This is a genomic window from Saccharothrix deserti (assembly GCF_009769385.1).
Taxonomy (GTDB): Bacteria; Actinomycetota; Actinomycetes; order Mycobacteriales; family Pseudonocardiaceae; genus Actinosynnema; species Actinosynnema deserti.
In genome coordinates, this window is record NZ_VKAB01000032.1 from 24,387 (window position 1) to 45,095 (window position 20,709).

At 70.6% G+C, this 20,709-nt stretch carries 21 protein-coding genes; 11 read left to right on the forward strand and 10 right to left on the reverse strand.

The window, feature by feature from the left end:
• Positions 1-112: 112 nt before the first annotated feature.
• Complete coding sequence (locus tag FM051_RS37495) at positions 113-1,513, forward strand: FAD-binding oxidoreductase (protein WP_202919215.1); 1,401 nt, start codon at positions 113-115, stop codon at positions 1,511-1,513.
• Between the two features lie 7 nt (positions 1,514-1,520).
• Here the strand turns inward: FM051_RS37495 and FM051_RS37500 are convergent, their stop codons facing one another.
• From FM051_RS37500 to FM051_RS37510, 3 genes are all read right to left on the reverse strand, one after another.
• Positions 1,521-1,934, reverse strand: coding sequence for a hypothetical protein (locus FM051_RS37500; protein ID WP_238412932.1), 414 nt, complete (start codon positions 1,932-1,934; stop codon positions 1,521-1,523).
• A 143-nt stretch (positions 1,935-2,077) separates the two neighbouring features.
• Positions 2,078-2,716, reverse strand: a complete 639-nt coding sequence (locus FM051_RS37505) for an isochorismatase family protein (protein ID WP_202919216.1) — start codon at positions 2,714-2,716, stop codon at positions 2,078-2,080.
• Positions 2,717-2,980: 264 nt separating this feature from the next.
• Positions 2,981-3,787 carry a siderophore-interacting protein gene (locus tag FM051_RS37510; protein WP_158851782.1) on the reverse strand — a complete coding sequence of 269 codons (807 nt, stop codon included), beginning with the start codon at positions 3,785-3,787 and terminating at the stop codon, positions 2,981-2,983.
• Positions 3,788-4,029: 242 nt separating this feature from the next.
• Between FM051_RS37510 and dctA the strand changes: the two genes are divergently transcribed.
• Complete coding sequence (gene dctA, locus FM051_RS37515) at positions 4,030-5,412, forward strand: C4-dicarboxylate transporter DctA (RefSeq protein WP_238412933.1); 1,383 nt, start codon at positions 4,030-4,032, stop codon at positions 5,410-5,412.
• Positions 5,413-5,497: 85 nt separating this feature from the next.
• Here the strand turns inward: dctA and FM051_RS54155 are convergent, their stop codons facing one another.
• From FM051_RS54155 to pdxR, 3 genes are all read right to left on the reverse strand, one after another.
• A complete protein-coding gene (locus FM051_RS54155) occupies positions 5,498-5,704 on the reverse strand; it encodes a DUF6596 domain-containing protein (RefSeq protein WP_158851784.1) in 207 nt (68 codons plus the stop codon).
• Between the two features lie 113 nt (positions 5,705-5,817).
• A complete protein-coding gene (locus tag FM051_RS37525) occupies positions 5,818-6,918 on the reverse strand; it encodes a hypothetical protein (RefSeq protein ID WP_158851786.1) in 1,101 nt (366 codons plus the stop codon).
• Between the two features lie 239 nt (positions 6,919-7,157).
• Positions 7,158-8,630 carry a MocR-like pyridoxine biosynthesis transcription factor PdxR gene (gene pdxR, locus FM051_RS37530; RefSeq protein ID WP_158851788.1) on the reverse strand — a complete coding sequence of 491 codons (1,473 nt, stop codon included), beginning with the start codon at positions 8,628-8,630 and terminating at the stop codon, positions 7,158-7,160.
• A gap of 58 nt (positions 8,631-8,688) precedes the next feature.
• On the opposite strand from pdxR, the gene FM051_RS37535 reads away from it, so the two are divergent.
• Complete coding sequence (locus FM051_RS37535) at positions 8,689-9,294, forward strand: LysE family translocator (protein ID WP_158851790.1); 606 nt, start codon at positions 8,689-8,691, stop codon at positions 9,292-9,294.
• 80 nt (positions 9,295-9,374) lie between these two features.
• Here the strand turns inward: FM051_RS37535 and FM051_RS37540 are convergent, their stop codons facing one another.
• Positions 9,375-10,259 (reverse strand): CU044_5270 family protein, encoded by an 885-nt coding sequence (locus FM051_RS37540; protein WP_158851792.1) that lies wholly within the window; start codon positions 10,257-10,259, stop codon positions 9,375-9,377.
• A gap of 93 nt (positions 10,260-10,352) precedes the next feature.
• On the opposite strand from FM051_RS37540, the gene FM051_RS37545 reads away from it, so the two are divergent.
• From FM051_RS37545 to FM051_RS37580, 8 genes are all read left to right on the forward strand, one after another.
• The gene (locus FM051_RS37545; protein WP_158851794.1) at positions 10,353-10,973 is read left to right on the forward strand and encodes an L-threonylcarbamoyladenylate synthase; all 621 of its coding nucleotides are present in this window, start codon (positions 10,353-10,355) and stop codon (positions 10,971-10,973) included.
• A 137-nt stretch (positions 10,974-11,110) separates the two neighbouring features.
• On the forward strand, positions 11,111-11,884 hold the full coding sequence (locus tag FM051_RS37550; protein WP_158851796.1) for a hypothetical protein: 774 nt from the start codon (positions 11,111-11,113) through the stop codon (positions 11,882-11,884).
• Between the two features lie 210 nt (positions 11,885-12,094).
• Positions 12,095-13,597, forward strand: a complete 1,503-nt coding sequence (metG, locus tag FM051_RS37555) for a methionine--tRNA ligase (protein WP_158851798.1) — start codon at positions 12,095-12,097, stop codon at positions 13,595-13,597.
• Positions 13,598-13,731: 134 nt separating this feature from the next.
• Positions 13,732-13,920, forward strand: coding sequence for a DUF3072 domain-containing protein (locus FM051_RS37560; RefSeq protein WP_158851800.1), 189 nt, complete (start codon positions 13,732-13,734; stop codon positions 13,918-13,920).
• A 191-nt stretch (positions 13,921-14,111) separates the two neighbouring features.
• Positions 14,112-16,571, forward strand: coding sequence for an ABC transporter permease (locus FM051_RS37565; protein WP_158851802.1), 2,460 nt, complete (start codon positions 14,112-14,114; stop codon positions 16,569-16,571).
• A complete protein-coding gene (locus FM051_RS37570; RefSeq protein WP_162470773.1) occupies positions 16,564-17,229 on the forward strand; it encodes an ABC transporter ATP-binding protein in 666 nt (221 codons plus the stop codon). Before FM051_RS37565 ends, FM051_RS37570 begins: the two co-directional genes overlap by 8 nt.
• Positions 17,226-17,915: an ABC transporter ATP-binding protein gene (locus FM051_RS37575; protein ID WP_158851804.1), complete on the forward strand. Its 690-nt coding sequence runs from the start codon at positions 17,226-17,228 to the stop codon at positions 17,913-17,915. The genes FM051_RS37570 and FM051_RS37575 overlap by 4 nt, the downstream gene beginning before the upstream one ends.
• 6 nt (positions 17,916-17,921) lie before the next feature.
• Complete coding sequence (locus tag FM051_RS37580) at positions 17,922-18,965, forward strand: GDSL-type esterase/lipase family protein (RefSeq protein WP_158851806.1); 1,044 nt, start codon at positions 17,922-17,924, stop codon at positions 18,963-18,965.
• Here the strand turns inward: FM051_RS37580 and FM051_RS37585 are convergent.
• The 3 genes from FM051_RS37585 to FM051_RS37595 all read right to left on the reverse strand — a co-directional run bounded on the left by FM051_RS37585 (position 18,940) and on the right by FM051_RS37595 (position 20,700).
• Positions 18,940-19,209: a hypothetical protein gene (locus tag FM051_RS37585; RefSeq protein ID WP_158851808.1), complete on the reverse strand. Its 270-nt coding sequence runs from the start codon at positions 19,207-19,209 to the stop codon at positions 18,940-18,942. The genes FM051_RS37580 and FM051_RS37585 overlap by 26 nt on opposite strands.
• Positions 19,210-19,313: 104 nt before the next feature.
• Complete coding sequence (locus FM051_RS37590; protein WP_162470774.1) at positions 19,314-19,895, reverse strand: GNAT family N-acetyltransferase; 582 nt, start codon at positions 19,893-19,895, stop codon at positions 19,314-19,316.
• Between the two features lie 55 nt (positions 19,896-19,950).
• Positions 19,951-20,700: a methyltransferase domain-containing protein gene (locus FM051_RS37595; RefSeq protein ID WP_158851812.1), complete on the reverse strand. Its 750-nt coding sequence runs from the start codon at positions 20,698-20,700 to the stop codon at positions 19,951-19,953.
• Positions 20,701-20,709 lie beyond the last annotated feature (9 nt).

Below are 20,709 nucleotides of genomic sequence, written 5' to 3' on the forward strand. Positions count from 1 at the left end.
CCACTCAACCGAACGTTCCCGCGCCCCCGTGTCATCCCGACCCCGGCTGTGACCCGCGACCGGCGGGGTTTCCGGACGGCGGCCGTCGCGCACGCGGTTTACCCTGACGACCGTGACCAGCACCGGGCAGGTCCACATCGATCACACCGCCGTCGAGGAACTTGCGACGACGCTGCGTGGTGAGATCGTCCGCCGCGGTGACCAGAGCTACGAGCAGCACCGCAGGGTGTGGAACGGCTCCATCGACCGGCACCCCGGCTTCATCGTCCGTTGCGCGGGCGTCGCGGACGTCCGCTCGGCGGTGCGTTTCGCCGGGAAGCACGGGCTTCTCGTGGCGGTGCGCGGCGGAGGGCACAGCTTTCCCGGCTACTCGGTCTGCGACGGCGGCATGGTCATCGACCTGTCCCCGATGAAAGGGATCCGGGTCGACCCGGAGACGCGGACAGCGCGCGTGCAGGCCGGGGTGGTGCTGGGGGAACTCGACCGCGAGACGCAGGAGTTCGGGCTCGCGGTGACCTCCGGCATCGTCACCCACACCGGGGTCGCCGGCCTGACGCTCGGCGGCGGCATCGGCTGGATGATGCGCAAGTACGGGCTCACGGTCGACGACCTGCTGTCGGTCGACGTCGTCACCGCCGACGGCGGGTTCGTGCGGGCCGACGAGAACCACAACGCCGACCTCTTCTGGGGGATCCGGGGAGGCGGCGGCAACTTCGGCATCGTGACCGAGTTCGAGTTCCGGCTGCACCCGGTGGGACCCGAGGTCTACGGGGGACCGGTCTTCTGGCCGGTGGAGGACGCCCCGCAGGTCCTCGAGTTCTACCGCGACTGGATCGCCGACTGCCCGGACGAGCTGATGACGATCGTCGTGCAACGGCGTGTCCCCGCACTGCCGACCATCCCGCCCGTCCTGGTCGGCAAGCGCGTCATCGTCGTGACGGCCTGCCACGTGGGCGCGGTGGAGGACGCCGAGCGGGTGATGAGTCCGCTGAAGTCCTTCGGCCGGCCGCTGCTGGACCTGTGCAAGCCCAAGCCGTACCTGGTCCACCAGTCGATGTTCGACCCGAGCTTCCCCCACGGCTGGTGGTACTACTTCCGGGCCTGCGACGTCGCCGGGCTCAGCGACGGCGTCATCGACACCATGGCCGAGTACGGCAGCCGGATCGTGTCGCCGGTGACGACCGTGGCCCTGTGGCAGATGGGCGGTGCGGTCGCCCGCGTCGGCGAGGACGAGACCGCGTTCACCGGGCGGAACGCCGGCTTCAGCTTCAACATCAACGGCAACAGCACGACCGCCGAGGGTTTCGACGCCGAACGCGAGTGGGCGCGTTCCTACTGGTCGGCGCTCGCGCCGCACCACACCGGTGTCTACGTGAACTTCCTGATGGACGAGGGCGAGGAGCGCGTCCGCCAGGCGTACGGGCCGGCGAAGTACGACCGGCTCAAGGCCCTCAAGCGCGCGTACGACCCGGACAACTTCTTCCGCCTCAACCAGAACATCCCACCCGCCTGAGGGTCGCTCACCCCTGCTTCCCGCCGCCGGCGAGACGGCGCCGCCACCAGAGGTCGGAGCGCCACTGCCGACGGTCGGCGAACGGATCGGGCAGAGTGCGCTCGAGGTAGACGGTGTCCAGGGACGCCACTCGGCGCCGCAGCTCGGCGCGGGCCCGCGAAGGCAGCTGCCGCAGGACCTTGTCCAGCATGTCGCGGGCGTGCCTCACGTCGTCGAAAGAGCAGCCCCTGCACGAACACTCGGCCTCCTCCGGGTAGAGGGGCCGGCGTCCCGCCGGTGTCAGAAAGGTTCGGTACCGCCGTAACGCGCGGTCGGTGGCGCCGGGGAAGAGGAAGTAGTCGCCGCCGAGCACTTCCACCCGGTGTATCGCGAGGCCGGTGCGGGCCGAGAGCCCGCGGATCCGGACCGGGAGCGGGCTCACCCAGGCACGAGGGCTGAGCTGTCGGGCGCGCAGGGCGCCAGGCCGGCTACGCGGCATCGGCCTTTCGGCATGCGGTCATGGAGATCACGATACCGGCGGCGGGACAGCCCTTGGATCACAGGCCTGGTCTGCCCGATCGCACCCTAGACCGAAGCGAGCTTCGCCTGTTCGAGCGAGGACAGCCACGACCGCACCCCCACGGCCATGGTCGGGACGTGCTCGCGCATGAGCTGCTGGAAGTGCGCGGCGGTCGGTGAGCGGTGGTCGACGGTGAACTCGCCGGCCAGTGAGAACCACGTGATCGGCACGGCGCCGGCCTGGACCATGCGCCGGACCGCCGTCTCGTGGGTCTCGGCGGTGACGCTCGCCGAGGCGTCGACGACCAGGTGGACCTCGTAGTCCTCGCGCAGTGCCCCGAGGACGGTCTGCAGCACGCAGCCCTCGGTGGAGACGCCCGCGATCGCCAGCTTGCGCCGCCCGGTCGCGCGGACGGCGGCGGTGAACGCCTCGTCGAGGAAGGCGTTGAAGTTGCCGCCTCGTTCGATGACCGGGTGGTCGCCGATGACCTCCAGCAGCTGCGGGTAGAGCGGGCCGGAGGGCTTGGACGGCAGGCCGTTGGTCACCACCAGGCCGCTGCCGTACAGCTTGGCCGTCTTCGCCAACCCCACGACGTTGTTGATGTGCAGTGCGGTGTCGTGCGAGCGCAGCACGTTCGCGAAGCCGACGGCGTGGTCGACCAGGACGATCGTGGTGTTCTCCGGGGTGAGCGGTTCGAGGGACACGACTTCGCCTTCCACTAATGAACAACTGGTCACTAACGAAGCTACCACGCTAATGACCAGCTGTGCATTAAGAGCGCGGGCGCGGACCGCGGTCGGGTCGGCGGGTTCTCGTCGGAGCCGCCGGACGGCTCGGGCGGCAGGAACACCACGTCTCCCGCGTGCAACGGCACGGGATCGCGTCAGGCGGGATGAGCCGGCACGAGCCGTGCAGCAGGACGTGGAACCCGGCGTGCACCACGTGATCGGCCGGACGGCCCGCTGATCTCAGCCCTGCTCCTGCTCCACCTGCCGGTTCCAGTCGGACTTGGACGACTGCCACCCGTCCTCGTCCGCGCCGAGCCTCCAGTAGCCGGAGATCGACATCTGCTCGCGCGCGATGCCCCGGTCGACCTTCAGGTGCCCGCGCAGTTCCTTGACCATGTACGCCTCACCGTGCACGAACACCTGGACGACGCCGGTCGGGAAGTCCAACGCCTTCACCGCCGCGACGACCTTCTCGCCGCGCGGCCGTCCGGCGCGGTGCACCCACACCACGTCGGCGTCGGCGGCATGTTCGTCCTCTGGCCCGTCGACCTCGACGAACACCTTCGTCCGAGCACCCGCGGGCAACGCCTCCAGGGCCGCCGCGATGGCGGGCCACGCGCTCTCGTCACCCGCCATCAGGTGCCAGTCGACGTCCGGGTCGGGCGCGTACCCGCCGCCGGGACCGGCGAAGTGGATCACGTCACCGGGCTGCGCCTTGGCCGCCCACGGCCCGGCCACGCCCGAATCGCCGTGGACGACGAAGTCGATCCACAGCTCGCGGGCCTCGGCGTCCCACTTGCGGACGGTGTACGTGCGGGTCCGGGGCCACTGGGCGCGCGGCATCGTGGCGCGGACCGTCCCGATGTCGAACGGCTCGGGGTACAGCACGTCGTCCAACGGGAAGATCAGCTTCACGTAGCTGTCGGTGTACGGACCCACGGCGAACTCCGCGAGCCCGTCACCACCGAGCACCACGCGGATCATCTGAGGGGCGATCCACTCGGTGCGGATCACCTGCCCGCTCTTGGCACGGGACCGTTCAGCCATGTCGCGTACTCCTCGGTGACTCCAACGGCGCAATGACCTTCACCGTACGTGACACGCGGGCGGCGGGTGTCCGGCACCGCACCGGCATACCCGCTCACGCCGGTCAGGGCCAGAGGTGTGCCGGGACGAGGTGGGTGAAGCCGGTCACCGAATTCCGCGAAGCGGAAGATATATCATCGGCGTCATCGGCCCGAAACCGCTCGGAAATGACACCGCCACGAGCCACACCTATTTTTCGTCGCATGTCAAAAGCCGGTGCGCTGCCGAGCAGTGAAATGCGGGGACTCGCCAACAGAACGCCATGGTATCGGTCGCTGTTCGTCCAGCTGATGATCGCCATCGCGGCCGGCATTCTCGTCGCGGTGTTGTGGCCGAAGGTCGGTGCGGGCGCCAAGCCGTTGGCCGACGCTTTCATCAATCTCATCAAGATGCTGATCGCGCCGATCGTCTTCTGCACGGTCGTGCTGGGCATCGCGCACGTCGGCGACCTCAAGTCGGTCGGCCGCATCGGCGTGAAGGCCTTGATCTACTTCGAGGTCGTCACGACGTTCGCGCTGCTGTTCGGCCTGCTGGTGGGCAACCTGGCGCAGCCGGGCAGCGGTTTCAACATCGACCCCGCCACGCTCGCGACCGGCGCGGAAGCCGTCGCCAAGAAGACCAACGACGGCGAGTTGCCGAGCACCGTCCAGTTCCTGGTCAACGTCATCCCGACGTCGGCCATCAAGGCGTTCGCGGACAACGCGATGCTCCAGGTGCTCTTTTTCGCGGTGCTGTTCGGGTTGGCGCTGGCCAAGTTCCGGGACCGCTCGCAGGCGGTCGTCGCCTTCATCGAGCAGAGCAGCCGGCTCTTTTTCACCATCATCGGCTGGATCATGCGACTGGCACCGCTGGGCGCGTTCGGCGCGATGGCTTACATCGTCGGGCAGTACGGGATCGCGTCGCTCGGCAACTACGGCAAACTGATCGCCTGCTGCTATCTGGCGGCGGCGCTGTTCATTCTCGTGCTCGCGGCGATCTCGCGGTACCTCGCCGGGGTGAGCCTGTGGAAGTTCGTCAGGTACATCAAGGACGAGCTGTTCATCGCGCTCGGCACGGCGTCGACCGAGGTCGTGCTGCCGCGCATCATGGCGAAGCTCACCAACGCGGGCTGCTCGCGGGCGACGACCGGGCTGGTGGTGCCGACCGGCTACTCGTTCAACCTGGACGGCGCGACCCTGTACCTCGCGATCTGCACGCTGTTCCTGGCGCAGGCGCTCGGCGTGGACTTGAGCCTGGGTGAGCAGATCACCGCGGTGCTCGTGCTCATGCTGACGTCCAAGGGCATGGCGGGCGTGCCCGGTTCGTCGTTCCTCGCGCTGTCCGCGACGGTGGCGGCGATCGGTCACGGCGCGATCCCGGTGGCCGCGGTCGCGATCCTGCTCGGCGCGGACCGGATCATGGACTCGATGCGGGTGTCGGTGAACCTGCTCGGCAACTGCGTCGCGACGCTGGTCGTGGCGCGGTGGGAAGGCCAGCTGGACCGGGACCGGTTGCGTGCCGTGCTCGCCGGTGAGGACGTCCCTCCTCTGGAGGACGAGCCCCGGAAGGATGACGAGGAGCCGGCCGTGTCACCGGCACCGGCGTAGTCCGGCGTAGGTCGGCACCGGCGTAGGTCGCGTCGATCGTTCGCGACTCATTTTCCGGCGATCACGCTTTTCGATCGCCGGAAAATCAGGCGCGAACGATCGACCTCCCGGCGACCGAGCCCGCCGTCTGCGGAGCAGCGGCAATCCAACACAGTCGGTCCTGCTCGTGCAGCGGCACGATCTCGCCGTCACGGATGCGGGCATCCCGCCGTGAGTCGTGCAGCAGCATCAACGCCAGCAGCTCGGACACCAGGAACGCCCTGGCGATCTCCGCCGTCGACAGGCCGCCCACCGCGCAACGTCAACGCGACCCGAGCGGAGCACCGCCTGAGGACAACCCGAGGTGCTGCGTGACGTTCACCGGGGGTGGGTGAGGCCAGGCAGTTCGGCCCCACCCACCCCCGGTCAGGCGCGGTGCCCGCTCCACTCCCGCGCGAGTTGCGCGGCCAACTCCAGGTTCGCCGCGGCGGCGTCCTCGGTGCGACGCCCGTACCCACAGGCGGCGGCGACGCCGGCGACCGGCACCCCCAACGCGTCCACGGTCAGTTGCAGCGCTTCGCGGGTCTCCTCCGGGTGGTCCTCGGCCACCACACCCGCGATGACCTCGACCCCGCGCCGGAGGTACCGCAGCGCGTCGAAGAAGGCGGGATTGGTCGGCGGCGCGTTCTTGCCGCTGGCCACGGGCAGGTGCACGGTCGGCATCGGGATGCCGCGTCCGGGCAGCAGGTCGGCCAGCGCGTTGATGAACTCCACGGCCGGGCTCAGGTCGGTCGGCGTGAACACGGGCGTGCGTTCCAGGTCGCCGTAGCAGAGGTGCAGCACCCACCGGGCGTGCGGCGCGGCCCCGAAGATCTCGGCGGCCTGCTGGGTGAGTTCGGCGGTGAGCAACGGCCAGGCCAGGTGCGGGGTGGCGTTGTAGGACACCAGCACGGCGGGCGACTCCAACTGGAGTTGCACCCGATCACCCCACCGGGCGTCCAGCCCGGTGACCTCGGCCAGCACGGCGGCCTGCATGGTGGGCATCCACTCGCGCGCGGCCGCCACCGAGCCGAACGCGAACAGGGCCAGGTCGAGCGCGTTGGGGATGCCGACCTGCACCCGCAGCGGTTCACCCGTCACGGCGCCGTCCAGCCGTTCCAACGCCGCGAACGCCGCCTCGGCCTGCTCGATCCGGGCGAGGCCGACGTCCGCCGGGCGCAGCCGGTGACCAGGCCGGACGCGGTAGTACGGCATGTCGTCGTAGCCGCGGCTCTCACCGCCGCGCACCTGGTCGAGCGCGGGCAGGGACGACAGGTGGTGGGTGAGCCAGTCGATGATCCAGCGCGGGTCGCGGTCGTACGGGACGGCGGTCAACGGGACGTCGCCGCGGTGGCGGAGGAACCAGCCCATCGCGGTGGCGGGGTCGTCGCACAGGGGTCGGGGCAGTGAGCCGACGAGGTGGACGGGCAGCGGGCCATGAGCACGGTCGTGGGCGTGTGAGTGTGCGTCTGCGGTCGTGCGAGACATGAGTGGTTGTTCTGCTTTCACTCTGAACCAAGCGTGACACGCCCAGAGGCGGCGCAGGATCACCGCGCCAGATTCCCGGCGTTACACGCATCCTGACCACACGCGACCACCCACGTCCACTTAGGATGATCAACCAAATCCGACCGTGGAGATCGTCCACGCGATCGTGTGACGGCGTGGATGTGAATCCCTTTGGACAAGGGGACGACGACGAAAACCACGGCGATCAACGACCGGCATCAGCCACGCCGCAGGACGTCCGCGATGACGGCGATGCCCTCGGCGATGTCCGTCGGCACGCTCGCGCCGTAACCCAGCACCAGCCCCGGCTTGCCGGGGCGCTGGCCGTGCCACGACAACGGCTGCACCTTCACGCCCCGGGCGAGGGTCGCGGCGGCGAGTTCGGTGTCCGACACGCCGTCCTCGAAGGTGATCAGCAGGTGCAGGCCGGCGGCGGCGCCGTGCACGACCGCGCCCGGCAGGTGCTGTGCGATCGCCGCGATCATGGCGTCCCGCCTGCGGCGGTGACGTCTCCGGACGAAACGCAAGTGTCGTTCCAGTTCGCCGGATCCCATCATCGCCGCCAGCACCAGCTGCGGCAGCACGGCGTTGCCCAGGTCGGCGTACCGCTTGGCCTCGACCACCCGTTCCCGGTACGCGGTCGGCACCAGCAGCCAGCCCACCCGCAGCGCCGGCGCCAGCACCTTCGACACGCTGCCCGCATAGCAGACGCGTTCGGCGAGCATCGACCGCAGCGCGGGCACGGGTGGCCGGTCGTAGCGGTGCTCGGCGTCGTAGTCGTCCTCGATGACCAGGCCGCCGGCGTCAGCCCACCGCATCAGCTCGCGCCGCCGTTCGCCGCCGAGCACCACGCCCGTCGGGAACTGGTGCGCGGGCGTGAGCAGGACGGCCGGGGCGCCTTGGGCCCGCAACTCGTCCACCCGGATGCCCTCGGCGTCCACCGGGATCGGCGGCGTGGCCACGTCCCAGTTGTGCAGGTGCTGGCGGGCGCCGAGCGAACTCGGGTCCTCCACCGCGACCTCGGTGACCCCCTCCCGGTGCAACACCTGGGCCAGCAGCCCGAGCGCCTGGGCGACACCCGCGACGATCACGACCTCGTCCACGTCGACCCGGACGCCCCGGTTGCGCGCCAGCCAGTGCGCGACGGCCTGCCGCAGCGCGGGCGCACCTCGTGGGTCGCCGTAGCCGAAGTCCGATGCCGACAACGTGCCGAGCACCGCGCGTTCGGCGCGCAGCCAGGCGGCACGCGGGAACGCGGTCAGGTCCGGCACACCGGGTGACAGGTCGATCCGCGCCGGGGTGGCCCGCAGCGCGTCGAAGACGTCGGCGCCCGGCGGCCGGGTGAACACCGGGTCCGGGCGGGGTGGGCGTGGCGACGCGGGGGCGCTGGTGACCGGCGCGGCGACGACCACCGTGCCCGCACGTCCACGTCCGGTGACGTGACCGTCCTCGGCCAGGCGCTGGTAGGCCTCCGTGACCACGCCACGGGACACGCGCAGCTCGCCCGCCAGGACCCTGGTCGCGGGCAGTCGGCTGCCGATCGGCAGCCGTCCGTCCGCGATCGCCAGCCGGAGCCGTCCGGCCAGCCACTCGGCGCGCCCGCCAACGGGAGCGTCGCCGATGTCGAGTTGGAGGAAGTCCGAGCCCGAAGTTATGGACCGGTCGAACGGGCCTCCATTGGACCTGTTCACAGGACCAGTCTGTCATCAGGGTGAACGTCATGAACCGCTCCACGACGGGATGCACCCCGTGAGTGTCGAATTCCTGCTGACATCGCTCGTCATCGTCGCCACACCCGGGACCGGCGTGCTCTACACGACCGCGGCCGGACTTTCCGGTGGTGTCCGCGCCAGCCTCGTGGCGGCGGTGGGCTGCACGCTCGGGATCATCCCGCACATGCTGGCGGCGTTGACCGGGCTGGCCGCGCTGCTGAACGCGAGCACGCCCGCGTTCCAGGTGCTCAAGTACCTGGGTGTCGCTTACTTGTTCTACCTGGCGTGGAGCACGATCCGGGACAAGTCCGCGCTCACCGTGGAACCCGGTGCGCCGCACCGCTCCGCGACGAAGGTCGTGGCGTCCGGGGTCATGGTGAACCTCCTGAACCCCAAGCTCACGATCTTCTTCTTCGCGTTCCTGCCGCAGTTCGTCCGCCCCGACTCCGCGGACACCGTCCTGACCATGATCAACCTGAGCGCCATCTTCATGGCACTCACGTTCGTGGTCTTCGTCGGCTACGGCTGGTTCGCCGCCGCCGTCCGCGACCACGTGGTCAACCGCCCCCGCGTGCAGACGTGGATCCGCCGGTGCTTCGCCGGAGCCTTCGCGGCCCTCGGCACCATGCTCGCCCTGACCTGAACGCAGGACACTCGCATCCCGAACGTAGGACACACGCGAGAGTCCTACGTTCGGAGCGCGTGAATTCAACGCTCAGAACGTCAGGGGCGTGAGTCGGCTACGGCGGTGGTGACCGACGTGAACGACCAGACCGTGCCCGCCGGCAGGCCTTCCCATTCGGCGGTGGCGATCAGGCGTTCGCCGATGAACTGGCCGGTGTCCGGGTCGATCACGATCTCCTGGCCGTTCCGGTCCTCCGTCGCGCTGAACGCGACGCCGACGCGGCCGTCCAGGTTGACCGCACGCTCGGTGATGCGGATGCCCGGCACACCGGCCAACGCCTCGTAGAACGCGGCACGCAGGTCATGCGGCACCCAGCCGGTCGAGAGCACGTCGCGCGCCAGCGTCACCGGGCCGAGCGAGGGGTGGGCCAGGAGCTGACGGCGCAGCTCGTCGGGATCCCGGGGCAGCGCGGCGACGAAGTCCGGCGTCGGATTCAGCCACGTGCCCGGCGCGCACGGCGCGGTCCTGCCGAATTCCGGCACGAACTCGCCGCAGGCGGCCGCGCGCTCGGTCACCCGGAGCTCGTCGATCACCACCCCGGCGGCCCGCGCGTCGGCCTCGTTGCCCTCCACCCACTGCCGCTTGCCGGTGACCGTGTAGCGCTGGAACCACTCGCCACGCCAGTCCTGCGGCCGCCACACCTCCACCACCCCCTCGTACAGGTAGCTGAAGTTCTCGCCACCGCGGTGGTCGATGGCCATCGACCAGTCCCGCGTGTGGGTGTACAGGTACTGACCGGGCCGCAGCTCCGGATCGGCCGTCACCACCGACGCGGCCCTGGTCAACGTCTCCGCCGCGCTCGCGGTGGACGGCGTGGACAGCACGGCCACCGCACCGCCCGCCGCCAGCACCGCCAGCCCGGCGGCCAACGCCAGCCACCGACCCGGCCCCCGACGTGCCGGACGGCCCGCCAGCACCCGCACCCAACACCGTTCGGGATGCGCGCAGTGCCAGGCAGCGGGTCCACGACCCACGCACTCCTGAACACTGATCAGGAACGGTCTAGGCTGCCCGGAATGGCGAGGTACTTCGACGTGCACCCGGTGAACCCACAGCGCAGGTCCATCGACCAGGCGGTGGAGCTGATCAAGTCGGACGGGCTGATCGCCTACCCCACGGACTCCTGCTACGCGCTCGGTTGCCAGCTGGGCAACAAGACGGGACTGGACCGCATCCGGCAGATCCGGCACCTGGACGACCGGCACCACTTCACGCTCATGTGCCGCGACTTCTCCCAGTTGGGGCAGTTCGTGCACGTGGACAACGCGGTGTTCCGGGCGATCAAGGCGGCGACGCCGGGCAGCTACACGTTCATCCTCCCGGCGACCACCGAGGTCCCGCGCCGGTTGATGCACGCGAAGAAGAAGACGGTCGGCGCGCGCATCCCGGACCACCCGGTGGCGCAGGCGCTGTTGGCGGAGCTGGGCGAGCCGCTGCTGTCCAGCACGCTGCTGCTGCCCGACCAGCAGGAACCGCTGGTGCACGGCTGGGACATCAAGGAGCGGCTGGACCACGTGGTCGACGCGGTCCTGGACGCGGGCGACTGCGGCACCGAGCCGACCACCGTCGTCGACTTCTCGCAGGGTGAGCCGCAGGTCGTCCGGCACGGCGCAGGCGATCCGTCCCGGTTCGAGTAGACCGAGCAGACCGAGAAAATCGGGTAAATCGAGTAAAACACCTAGTGGATCGAGACTTTTGCGCCGGGCGAGGGTATGGGAGCGTTCCCAGAGTAGGTAGCTTCCCGCTACTCCCTCAGCGCAGAAGGAGTTCACCCGTGCGGAAACGGTTGTCCTCGGCGGTACTCGCCGTTCTGCTGTCGGTCGTCGCCCTCCCGGTGGCGGCGGCCTCCGGCCCGGCCGACCAACGGCTGCTGAAGACCTGCACGCCCGGCCTGCTGTTCTGCGAGGACTTCCAGAACGTGCCCACCGGCGCGGGCACCAGCCTGAAGTGGGGCGTCGACACCAAGAACGGCTCGCTGGAGGTCGAACGCGACCGGCGCGGGCAGAAGGTGCTGCACGTGCGGGCCGAGGGCAACGGCCGGGCGTTCCTCAAGGTGGACGACTTCGCCGCACCGGGCAACAGCTTCTACGGCCGGGTCCGGGTGAAGGTCGAGGCGTTCCCGACCGAGCCGGACTGGGCGCACTACACGCTGATCGAGGCCACCGGCGCCGGCCCGGAGATCGTGCGCCCGCTGGGCGGCCAGTACGTGCCCACGCTGGACAAGGCGCTGTGGGGTGTCGGCGCGGACGGCGGCCCGACCGGCGACTGGACGAACTGGCGCGAGTCGGCGCCGTCGAAGGCGGGCGTGTGGCAGTGCGTCGAGTGGCGGATGGACGCCTCCGACAACCGGATCACGCTGTGGTTCGACGGCGTGCCCAACCCGGACCTGACCGTCTCCACCCGTGAGCACGGCGGCAACCAGGTCGACTTCCTGTTCCCGAAGTTCGACACGGTCAAGCTCGGCTGGCAGCTCTACCAGCCGAACGAGGGCAGCTACGACATCTGGCTGGACGACATCGCGTTGGGCGCCGACCGCATCGGCTGCTAGGCAACAGCAACGGCGACACCGCGGAGAACGCCGGGAAAACCAGGCGCGGGTCGGCGGCGGCGCTGCTAGCGTCGCCGCCATGCCCCCGTCGTTCCAGGTCATGGCACCCCGCCACGCGGGGCTGCCGATGCTGGACGGGTGACGAACGTCCGAGGCCCCTCACCCACGGGGCCTCAGACCGGCTGGGAGCCCCCGCACCTGGAGGTTCCGATGTCGCGGTTCTACGTGACCACCGCCATCCCGTACGTCAACGCGCGCCCGCACCTGGGTTTCGCGCTGGAGATCGTGCAGGCCGACGTGCTGGCCCGGCACCACCGGCTGCGCGGTGACCGGGTGCGGTTCCTGACCGGCACCGACGACAACTCGCTGAAGAACGTGCTGGCCGCCGAGGCGGAAGGGCTGTCGACCGAGGAGCTGGTCGACCGCAACGCGGCGGCGTTCGCGGCGTTGCGCGACCCGCTGGCGTTGTCGTTCTCCGATTTCATCCGCACCAGTCGCGACAACAGACACCGGACCGGCGTCGAACGGCTCTGGCGGGCCTGCGCGGACGCCGGCGACCTCTACCGCACGCACTACGAGGGCCTGTACTGCGTGGGCTGCGAGCAGTTCTACACGCCCGCCGAACTGGTGGACGGCAAATGTCCCGAGCACGACGTCGAGCCGCAGCTCGTGGCCGAGGAGAACTGGTTCTTCCGCCTCTCCCGTTACGCGGCACAACTCCATGACCTGATCAGCAACGGCACGGTCCGGATCGAGCCCGCCGCACGCCGCAACGAAGTCCTCGGTTTCATCGCCTCCGGTTTGCGGGACTTCAGCATCTCCCGGTCACGCACCCGCGCCCACGGCTGGGGCATCCCCGTTCCGGGCGACCCCGATCAGGTGATCTACGTGTGGTGGGACGCGCTGGGCAACTACATCACCAGCCTCGGCTACGGCACGGACGGCTCGAACTACCGGCGCTGGTGGGTGCAGAGCGAACGGCGCGTGCACGTGATCGGCAAGGGCGTGGTGCGCTTCCACGCGGTGTACTGGCTGGCCATGCTGCTGTCCGCCGGCGAGCCGCTGCCGACCGACATCCTCGTCCACGACTACCTCACCACCGACGGCCGCAAGATCAGCAAGTCCGCCGGTGCCGTGGTCGACCCGATCGCGCTGGCCGACCGGTACGGGTCCGACGCGGTGCGGTGGTGGCTGCTGCGCGAGGTGCCGCGCGTGGGCGACGCCGATTTCACCGTCGCCCGGCTCGTCGCCCGCGCGAACGACGACCTGGCCAACGGCCTGGGCAACCTCGTCAACCGGGTCACCGTCATCGTCCACCGCTACCGCGACGGGCGACCACCCGTCGGCGCCGGTGTGGACGCGGGCGCGGAGCCGCTGGCCGCGGCGTGCCGGGACGCGCCGGACCTCGTCCACGAAGCCCTCACCGATTTCGACTTCAGGCGGGCGACGGCGGCGGTGTGGCGGATCGTGGAGGAGGCCAACCGCTACATCGAGCAGGTGCGACCGTGGGAGCTGGCCCGCGCCGAACGCGGCGGTGACGTCGTGGCGGGCAGGCGGCTCGACGCCGTCATCGCGGCTCTGCTGACGGCGTGCCGCGTCCTGGCCACGCAGCTCACGCCGTTCCTGCCGGCGTTGGCCGCGCGGATCTCCGGGCAGTGCATCTCGCTCACGGGTCAGCTGCCCCAACCGCAGGTCCTGTTTCCCCGACTGTGACAGGCCGGACCCGGACAGGCCTCCAAGTGGCGGAAATTGGACTAGACCATGTGGCGGCCCGTCAAGGCCGGGAGGTGGTTGACCGACCGTCCGAACGGGTATCTCGAACGGGCGTTCGCCGAAGGGAGGAAGAGGTGAACAGGAACCCCGAGAAGGACCCACAGGACTGGACGACGGGCGACGAGCCGATGACCGGCCCGCAGGAGTCCTACTTGCACACGTTGGCGCAGGAGGCGGGCGAGGAGGTCCCCGAGGGGCTGACCAAGGTCGAGGCCTCGCAGCTCATCGACCGGTTGCAGGAGAAGACCGGTCGCGGGAGGTGAAGTCGAGCAGTGAAGTCGGGCGGTGGAGTCGGGCGGTGGAGTCGGGCGGTGGAGTCGGGCGGGTTCGGCGGTTGTCCGGCCCGAACGGCGCGTTTTCGGACAACGGTCACGTTGTCAGGACGTTGTCCGGAGCGTGAACGGTGTTCATGAAATGCCTCCTGCGTTGACGAACCCGCGGTTACCGTTCGCTGGTGCAGATCCCGTGGAGAACCGCACCCCGCGCTGCCCTCTCGAGCCCGTTGACGTTGTTGGTCAGCCTGGTCACCGCGCTGTTGCTCAGCTTCGTCGTGGCCGCCGCCGTGATGCACTCGGCCGCCTCCGGCAGCGCCGCGATCGACTACCAGCAGGACCAGTTGTGCGCGGAGGCGCTGCACCCGTCGCTGGAGGCCGCGGACGTCCCGCACGAGTACGTCGCCAAGGGGGTCCAGGAGATCACCGCGGCGGTGACGGACAAGCCGCCGTTGATCGGCACCTACACCCGCGAGAAGCGCGTCGACTTCGGAGGTATGCCGACCGTGGCCAAGTTCGGCTACCGGCCGGGCGCCACCGACCACCTGAAGGTGCTGCAAGGCGGCTCGAAGGACGGCCTCTGGGTGCCGCAGAGCATCGCCGTCACCACCGACCTGCGACTGGGCGAGCGCGGCATGGGCGGACGGCTGCCGCCGGTCACCGCGGTCTACGCCGACGTGCTCGACCCGCTGCCCGCGTGGTGGTGCTCGGAACGCCACTTCGTCGTGCCCAACGTGCTCGACCGCGACGAACTCGCGACCGCCGTCGTGTGGATGCCCAGCGCCGAGTCGTTCGCCGCGCTGCCGCCCGAGGCCGCCGGGCCGACCGACATCACCGTGCGCTTCCCCGCCGAGGCGCCGCGCACGGTCGACGAGGCCGCGGCCCTGCTCGCCGAGGGCACCGCGCGCATCCGCCCGATCGAGGACATGTTCAACCGCAAGGTGTCGCCGCTGGTCCTGCCGGTGGAGAACGCCAGGCAGACCGCGCGGAACGTGCGCTCCGCCGTCCTGCCCCTCACCCTGATCAGCCTGCTCATCGGCCTGGCGGGCGTGGCCACGGTGACCGTCCAATGGGCACAACGACGGCAGCAGGAACTGCGGCTGCTCTGGGTGCGCGGCTCCGGCCCGTTCGCGCTCGGTGGACGCGGTGTGCTGGAACTGGGCCTGCCGCTGGTGATCGGCGGCGCGGCCGGGTTGGGCACGGCCCGGCTGCTGCTGCCCGTGTACGCGCCGTCGGAGATCGTGCCACCGGGCACCGGGTCGACAGCGGCGCTGGCCGTGCTGGTGGCGGTGGTGCTGAGCATCTCGGTCACGTTCGCCACCGGCGCGCTGCGCACGCACCGGATGTTCCAGGTCGCGCAGCGCGGTAACCGGCTGCGCAAGGTGCTGACCGCCCTGCCGTGGGAGTTGGCCACCGCCGCGCTCGCGGTGTGGGCGTGGAACCGGGTGCAGAACAGCGGCCTGGCCACCACGACGAAGATCGGCGGGCTGCCGCGCATCGACGCCGCCGCCCTGGCGTTCCCGCTGCTCGTCGTGCTCACCGCGGCGTTGCTGACGGCCCGGCTGGCGCGTTGGGCTCTGGCCGCGTCGCACCGCGCGAGGTTCTGGTCCAAACCGGCCGCGCAGTTGGCCGTCCGCAGGCTCGCGGCGGCGGCCGGGCCGGTGACCGGTGTGCTGCTGGTGGGTGTGCTGGCCGTCGGCACCATCGCGGTCGGCACCGCCATCGCGGGGTCGCAGAAGACCGCGCTGGAGGTGAAGTCCGGCATGTACACGGGCACGAACAGCTACGCCCAGATCAAACCGGAGACCACCGAACTGCCGGAAGCGCTGCGCGGCGACTCCACCATCGTGGGCTACGTCGAACTGCACGGCCGCACCGCCCTGGTGGTGGACCCGAAGACGTTCCGCGACGGCGCGTTCCCGTTCGAGATCGACCCGGCGCTGCTGAACGAGCCGCTGCGGGTCGGCACCGCGCCGCGCCGCGAAGTCCGGTTGCCGGGCCTGCCGCCGGTGAACCCGTCGGCGTGGGTGCCGACGTTCCCGAAGCTCGGCCGGTCCGGCTGGGTGGTGCCGGTCGACCGGATCGAGGACCGGGACGACGTCGGCTCCTGGTACGTCTGGACGCGCAAGCCGCTGGGCGAGCTGACCGGGGCGTTGTCCACGGCCGGCGTGAAGTTCCGCAACGTCGGCGAGAAGTCGAAAGCGGTGCAGGGCCTGCCGTTCCTGACGATCCGGTGGACGTTCGGGTTCGTCACGGCCCTCGGCGCGGTGCTCGCCGTGGTGGCGGCGATCGCGCTGCTGCTGGCGGTCGAGGTGCGGCGGCGGCAGAACGCGCTGTCCGGCGCGTTCAGCACCCGGATGGGCCTGGGTCCGGCCGCGATGCTGCGCAGCCACCTGCTGGAGCTGGGCGCGCTGACCGGCGCGGCGGTCGTCGTCGGGTTGTCCGCGAGCGCGGTGAGCAGCGCCTTCACCGTGCCCGAACTCGATCCCGCACCACGTCTCCTCCCGGCCCCGGAAGTCCCCAACGCCCTGCCGCTGCTGGTGACGACGGTGGTGGGGAGCGCGCTGGTGGTGCTGGTGGCGGCGTGGATCGCGGTGCGCGCGGTGCGTTCGGCGAGAATCGGGGAGTTGATCCGTGGTTGAGCACGTGTTGCGCCTGCGCGAGGTGGGTGTGGAGTACCGCACGCCCGCCGGGGCGGTGACGGCGGTGTCGGGCGTGACGCTGGACGTGCCCGCGTCGGGCATGACCGTGCTGGCGGGGCCGTCCGGGTCGGGCAAGTCGACGTTGCTGCGGGTGCTGAGCCTGGTGGAGCGGCCTACTACGGGTGGGGTGGAGTTGCGCGGCATGGGGACGGCGCGGTTGTCGTCCCGGGCACGGCGGAAGCTGCGGCGGCGGGAGATCGCGTTGGTGTTCCAGAACCCGGGGGACAACCTGATCGGGCACCTGGACGTGGGCGACAACCTCAGGGCGGCCGCGCAGGCGGCGGGACGGGTCGCGCGGGTCGAGGAGCTGTTGGAGCAGTTGGGGTTGCCGGGCACGGCCACGTGGAAGGTGTCGGCGATGTCCGGCGGGCAGCAGCAGCGGCTGGCGTTCGGGTGCGCGTTGGCGCGGCAGGCGACGGTCGTGCTGGCCGACGAGCCGACGTCGCAGTTGGACGCGGCCTCCGCCGACCTGGTGCTGGAGACGTTGGCCGACCTGGCTCGGCGCGGTGTGCCGGTGGTCGCCGCCTCGCACGACCCGAGGCTGATCGCGTTGGCGCACACCCGGTTCGACCTGCGGAACGGAGCGTTGGCGGCATGACGGCGGCACGAACGGCGGGGTTGCGGGCGGCAGGGTTGCGGGCGGTGGCGTTGCGGGCGACCGGGATCGAGCGGACGTTCCGGCACGCCGGCGGTCCGGTGCACGTGCTGCGCGGGGTGGACCTGGAGGTGGCGGCCGGTGAGCTGGTGACGCTGTCCGGCCCGTCGGGATCGGGCAAGAGCGCGCTGCTCACCGTCCTGGCCGGGTTCGACCGGGCCGACGCGGGCACGGTGGAGTTGGGCGGCGAGGTGCTGACGTCGGCGCCGTCGTGGAAGGTGTGCGCGCTGCTGCCGCAGGCGCTGGGCCTGGCCGGTGAGCTGACGTTGGCGGAGAACGTGGCGCTGCCCATCCGGCTCGGCCGCACCGGCGGCGACCTGGGCCGGGTGGCCGAACTGCTGGAGGAGCTGGGCATCGGGGAGCTGGCCGACCGGTATCCCGCCGAGGTGTCGTTCGGGCAGCAGCAGCGGGCGGCGTTGGCGCGTGCCGTGGTCGGGTCACCGGAGGTGCTGCTGGCGGACGAGCCCACCGCGCACCTCGACCGGCACAGCGCGCCGACGGCGGTTCGGGTGTTGCGCCGGGCGGCAGACGAGGGCGCGGCCGTGCTGATCGCCACGCACCACGATGAGGTGCACCGCGCGGCGGATCGCACGTTGGCGCTCAGCGGCGGGCGGATCTCCGTAGGATAGGCGTCGATGTTGCGCCGATCCGTAGCCGTCGCCCTGGCCTTCTCGCTGTTCGCCCTGTTGGTGCTGGTCAGCGACTCGCCGTACCCGGCACTGCCGGGTCCCAAACGCGACGCGCCGCGCGCGATCGTGGCCCTCGGCGACAGCACCATGTCCGGTGAGGGCGCGGGCACGTACGAGCCGGGCACGGACGGCGAGAACGGCAACTGGTGCCACCGGTCGTTGAAGGCCTCGGTGCACAAGACGCGGGTCGCGGGCGTGGACAAGGTGTTCAACCTGGCCTGTTCGGGTGCGAACTCGGAGCAGGTCGGCATCACCGACCAGGTCCGCAACACGGAGGGCTCGCAGGCCAGGCAACTGGCGGCGATCGCGCGCGAGTACCGGGTGTCGGTGGTCGTGGTCGCGGTGGGCGCGAACGACGACCCGCGGTTCGCCGACGTGCTGGGCGCGTGCCTGCGGGCGTGGATCGAACGCCGTGCCGACTGCGCCACCGCGATGGCCGACGAGTGGAAGGCCAGGGTCGAGCGGATGGCGCCCAAGGTGGAACGGGCGCTGCGCGACATCCGCCGGGTGTTGCAGGACGAGGGCTACACGCCCCGCTCGTACACGCTGGTCCTCCAGTCCTACGCCGCGCCGGTCGCGCCGGGGCTCCCGTTCGACCTGCAGAACCTGGCGGGCTGTCCGCTGCGCACGGGTGACCTGGAGTGGGTGCGGGACGAGGCGGTCGAGCAGCTGTCGGACGGCCTGCGTTCGGCGGCGAAGGCCGTGGACGCCCGGTTCCTCGACCTGTCCCGGGCGGGTGAGAAGCGCGAGGCGTGCATGGGTGGGCAGAAGCCCGAGGACGAGTGGTTCACCCGGCTCACGGTCGACTTCGACGGCCTGCGCGACGAGGCGCGGGCGCGGCACGCGCTGCAGGAGTCGTTCCACCCCAACGACCGGGGGTACGAGCAGTTCGGTCGGTGCATGACGGAGTTCCTGGCCACGTCGGAGCGGGAGGCGTCGTGCGTCGCCGGGGCCGACGGGAACCTCAACGCGGTGACGGCGAAGGACTGATCAGGACCTCGATGTCGGCCGCGGTCCAGAACGGCGTGCGGCGGGCGAGGTAGCAGGCGAACCGCTCGGCGTTCATGTTCGACCCGTAGCTGACGTACCAGACCAGTCGACTCGACATGGAGCCGATCATGCCGTGGCGGGTCCAGTCACCGGCCGGGCTGTAGTACGCGGTGAAGAGCCGGACCTCGACACCCTCGGTGTCGAGGTCCGGTGTCGTGGACGATGCTCGTGCTCTTGGCAGCACTCGCGTTGTCCGCCGTGCACGCGTTGGGACGCCCGGAGATCCGCCGGGCCCGCCGACCCTAGGGGTTCACATCGTGCCGCGCGTCGGGGTGGATCATCGCGCCGTCATCCGCCGACCGGCCCCCACGGGGTGTCCGCCATCCCGGGCCACTCGTCCTCCAGGATCGCGTAGATCAACTCCTCGCCCCACGCGCCCTTGAAGATCTCGTTGTGCTTGAAGTGGGCTTCACGGCGCATGCCGAGCCGTTCCATCACCCGCCACGACGGCTCGTTGAACGCGTCGCACGACGCCACGATGCGGTGCAGACCGAGGTTGGCGAAGCCGAGTTCGATCATGGCGGCGGCGGCTTCGGTGGCGTACCCGTTGCCGTGGTGGTCGGGGTGGAAGGTGTAGCCGATCTCGCCTTGGCGGTGCGCCTCGTTGAGGTACTTGAGCACCGTTTCGCCGATGACCTCGCCGTCCTTCTCCACGGCCAGCGCGAGGTGGTCGCCTTCCTTCTCCGGCCACGTCACCGCCATGCCCCGGGCCAGGCGCTCGCTGGTCTCCTCGGGGGTGCGGGCCTCGCCGTAGAGGTAACGCACGACGTCCGGCCGTGACTGCCACGAGTGCAGCGCGGCGTGGTCGTCGAGGGTGAACGGGCGCAGGGTCAGGCGCCGGGTCCGAATGGGGTAGTCGGGCTTGATCACGCCGATCAATCTACGAGAAACCCGCGCAGCCGTCGTGCGAGTTCCGCGAACCGGCTCACCGGCCGGCGACGACGTGGAAGAAGCGGGCGATCAGCGGGTACGGCATGCGGTCGGCCAACGCCAGTTCCAGGCGTTCGAGGTCGGCGAAGAACGCCGGGTCGTGCTTGCGGGAGTTGTCGGCGATGTAGCCGGTGACCGCGCAGATGCCGTAGTGGCCGAGGACCGCGCAGCCGTCGAGCCACCCGACGACCTGGTCGGCCGTGTACTGGGTGAGCGTCGTGTCGAACGTGTGCGTGCGCGCCTGGTCGGTGTCCAACGCCGCCAGCGCGCCGGCCGGGTCGAGGCCCAGGGTCGCTTTCCGCAACGGCTCGGAGTGCCGGTTGATCGCGATCACCGACAGCACGCCGCCCGGTGCGACGAGCGAGACGGCCGTGCGCAGGGCCGCGGCCGGATCGGCCAGGTACTGGATGACGTTGTGCACGAGCACCACGTCGTACTCACCGCGCACGTCCTCGGGCAGCTCGGCCAGGTCGGCCCGCACCAGCCGGACCGGCAGGCCCTCCGAGGCGAACGAGCGCTCGGCTTCGGCCAGCATCTCCGTGGACTGGTCGACCACGGTCACGTGGTGACCGCGCCGGGCCAACCGGAGCGCGTCCGCCCCGTCACCACCGGCCAGGTCGAGCACCTTCGACGGCGTGGACGGCAGGTGGCGGGCGAGGTTGGCTTCCGCCTGCGTGTAGCGCAGCCGTCCCCACGGGCTCTGCTGCCATTCCCGCCACTGCCGCGTCGCGCTGTCGAAGGTCACCCGGCCAAA

Coding starts and splice junctions, on each gene's coding strand:
- FM051_RS37510 (WP_158851782.1), bottom strand. CDS start 3,787: ATGGCTGAACGGTCCCGTGCCAAGAGCGGGCAGGTGATCCGCACCGAG.
- dctA (WP_238412933.1), top strand. CDS start 4,030: ATGTCAAAAGCCGGTGCGCTGCCGAGCAGTGAAATGCGGGGACTCGCC.
- FM051_RS37525 (WP_158851786.1), bottom strand. CDS start 6,918: ATGTCTCGCACGACCGCAGACGCACACTCACACGCCCACGACCGTGCT.
- FM051_RS37545 (WP_158851794.1), top strand. CDS start 10,353: ATGGCGAGGTACTTCGACGTGCACCCGGTGAACCCACAGCGCAGGTCC.
- metG (WP_158851798.1), top strand. CDS start 12,095: ATGTCGCGGTTCTACGTGACCACCGCCATCCCGTACGTCAACGCGCGC.
- FM051_RS37575 (WP_158851804.1), top strand. CDS start 17,226: ATGACGGCGGCACGAACGGCGGGGTTGCGGGCGGCAGGGTTGCGGGCG.
- FM051_RS37580 (WP_158851806.1), top strand. CDS start 17,922: ATGTTGCGCCGATCCGTAGCCGTCGCCCTGGCCTTCTCGCTGTTCGCC.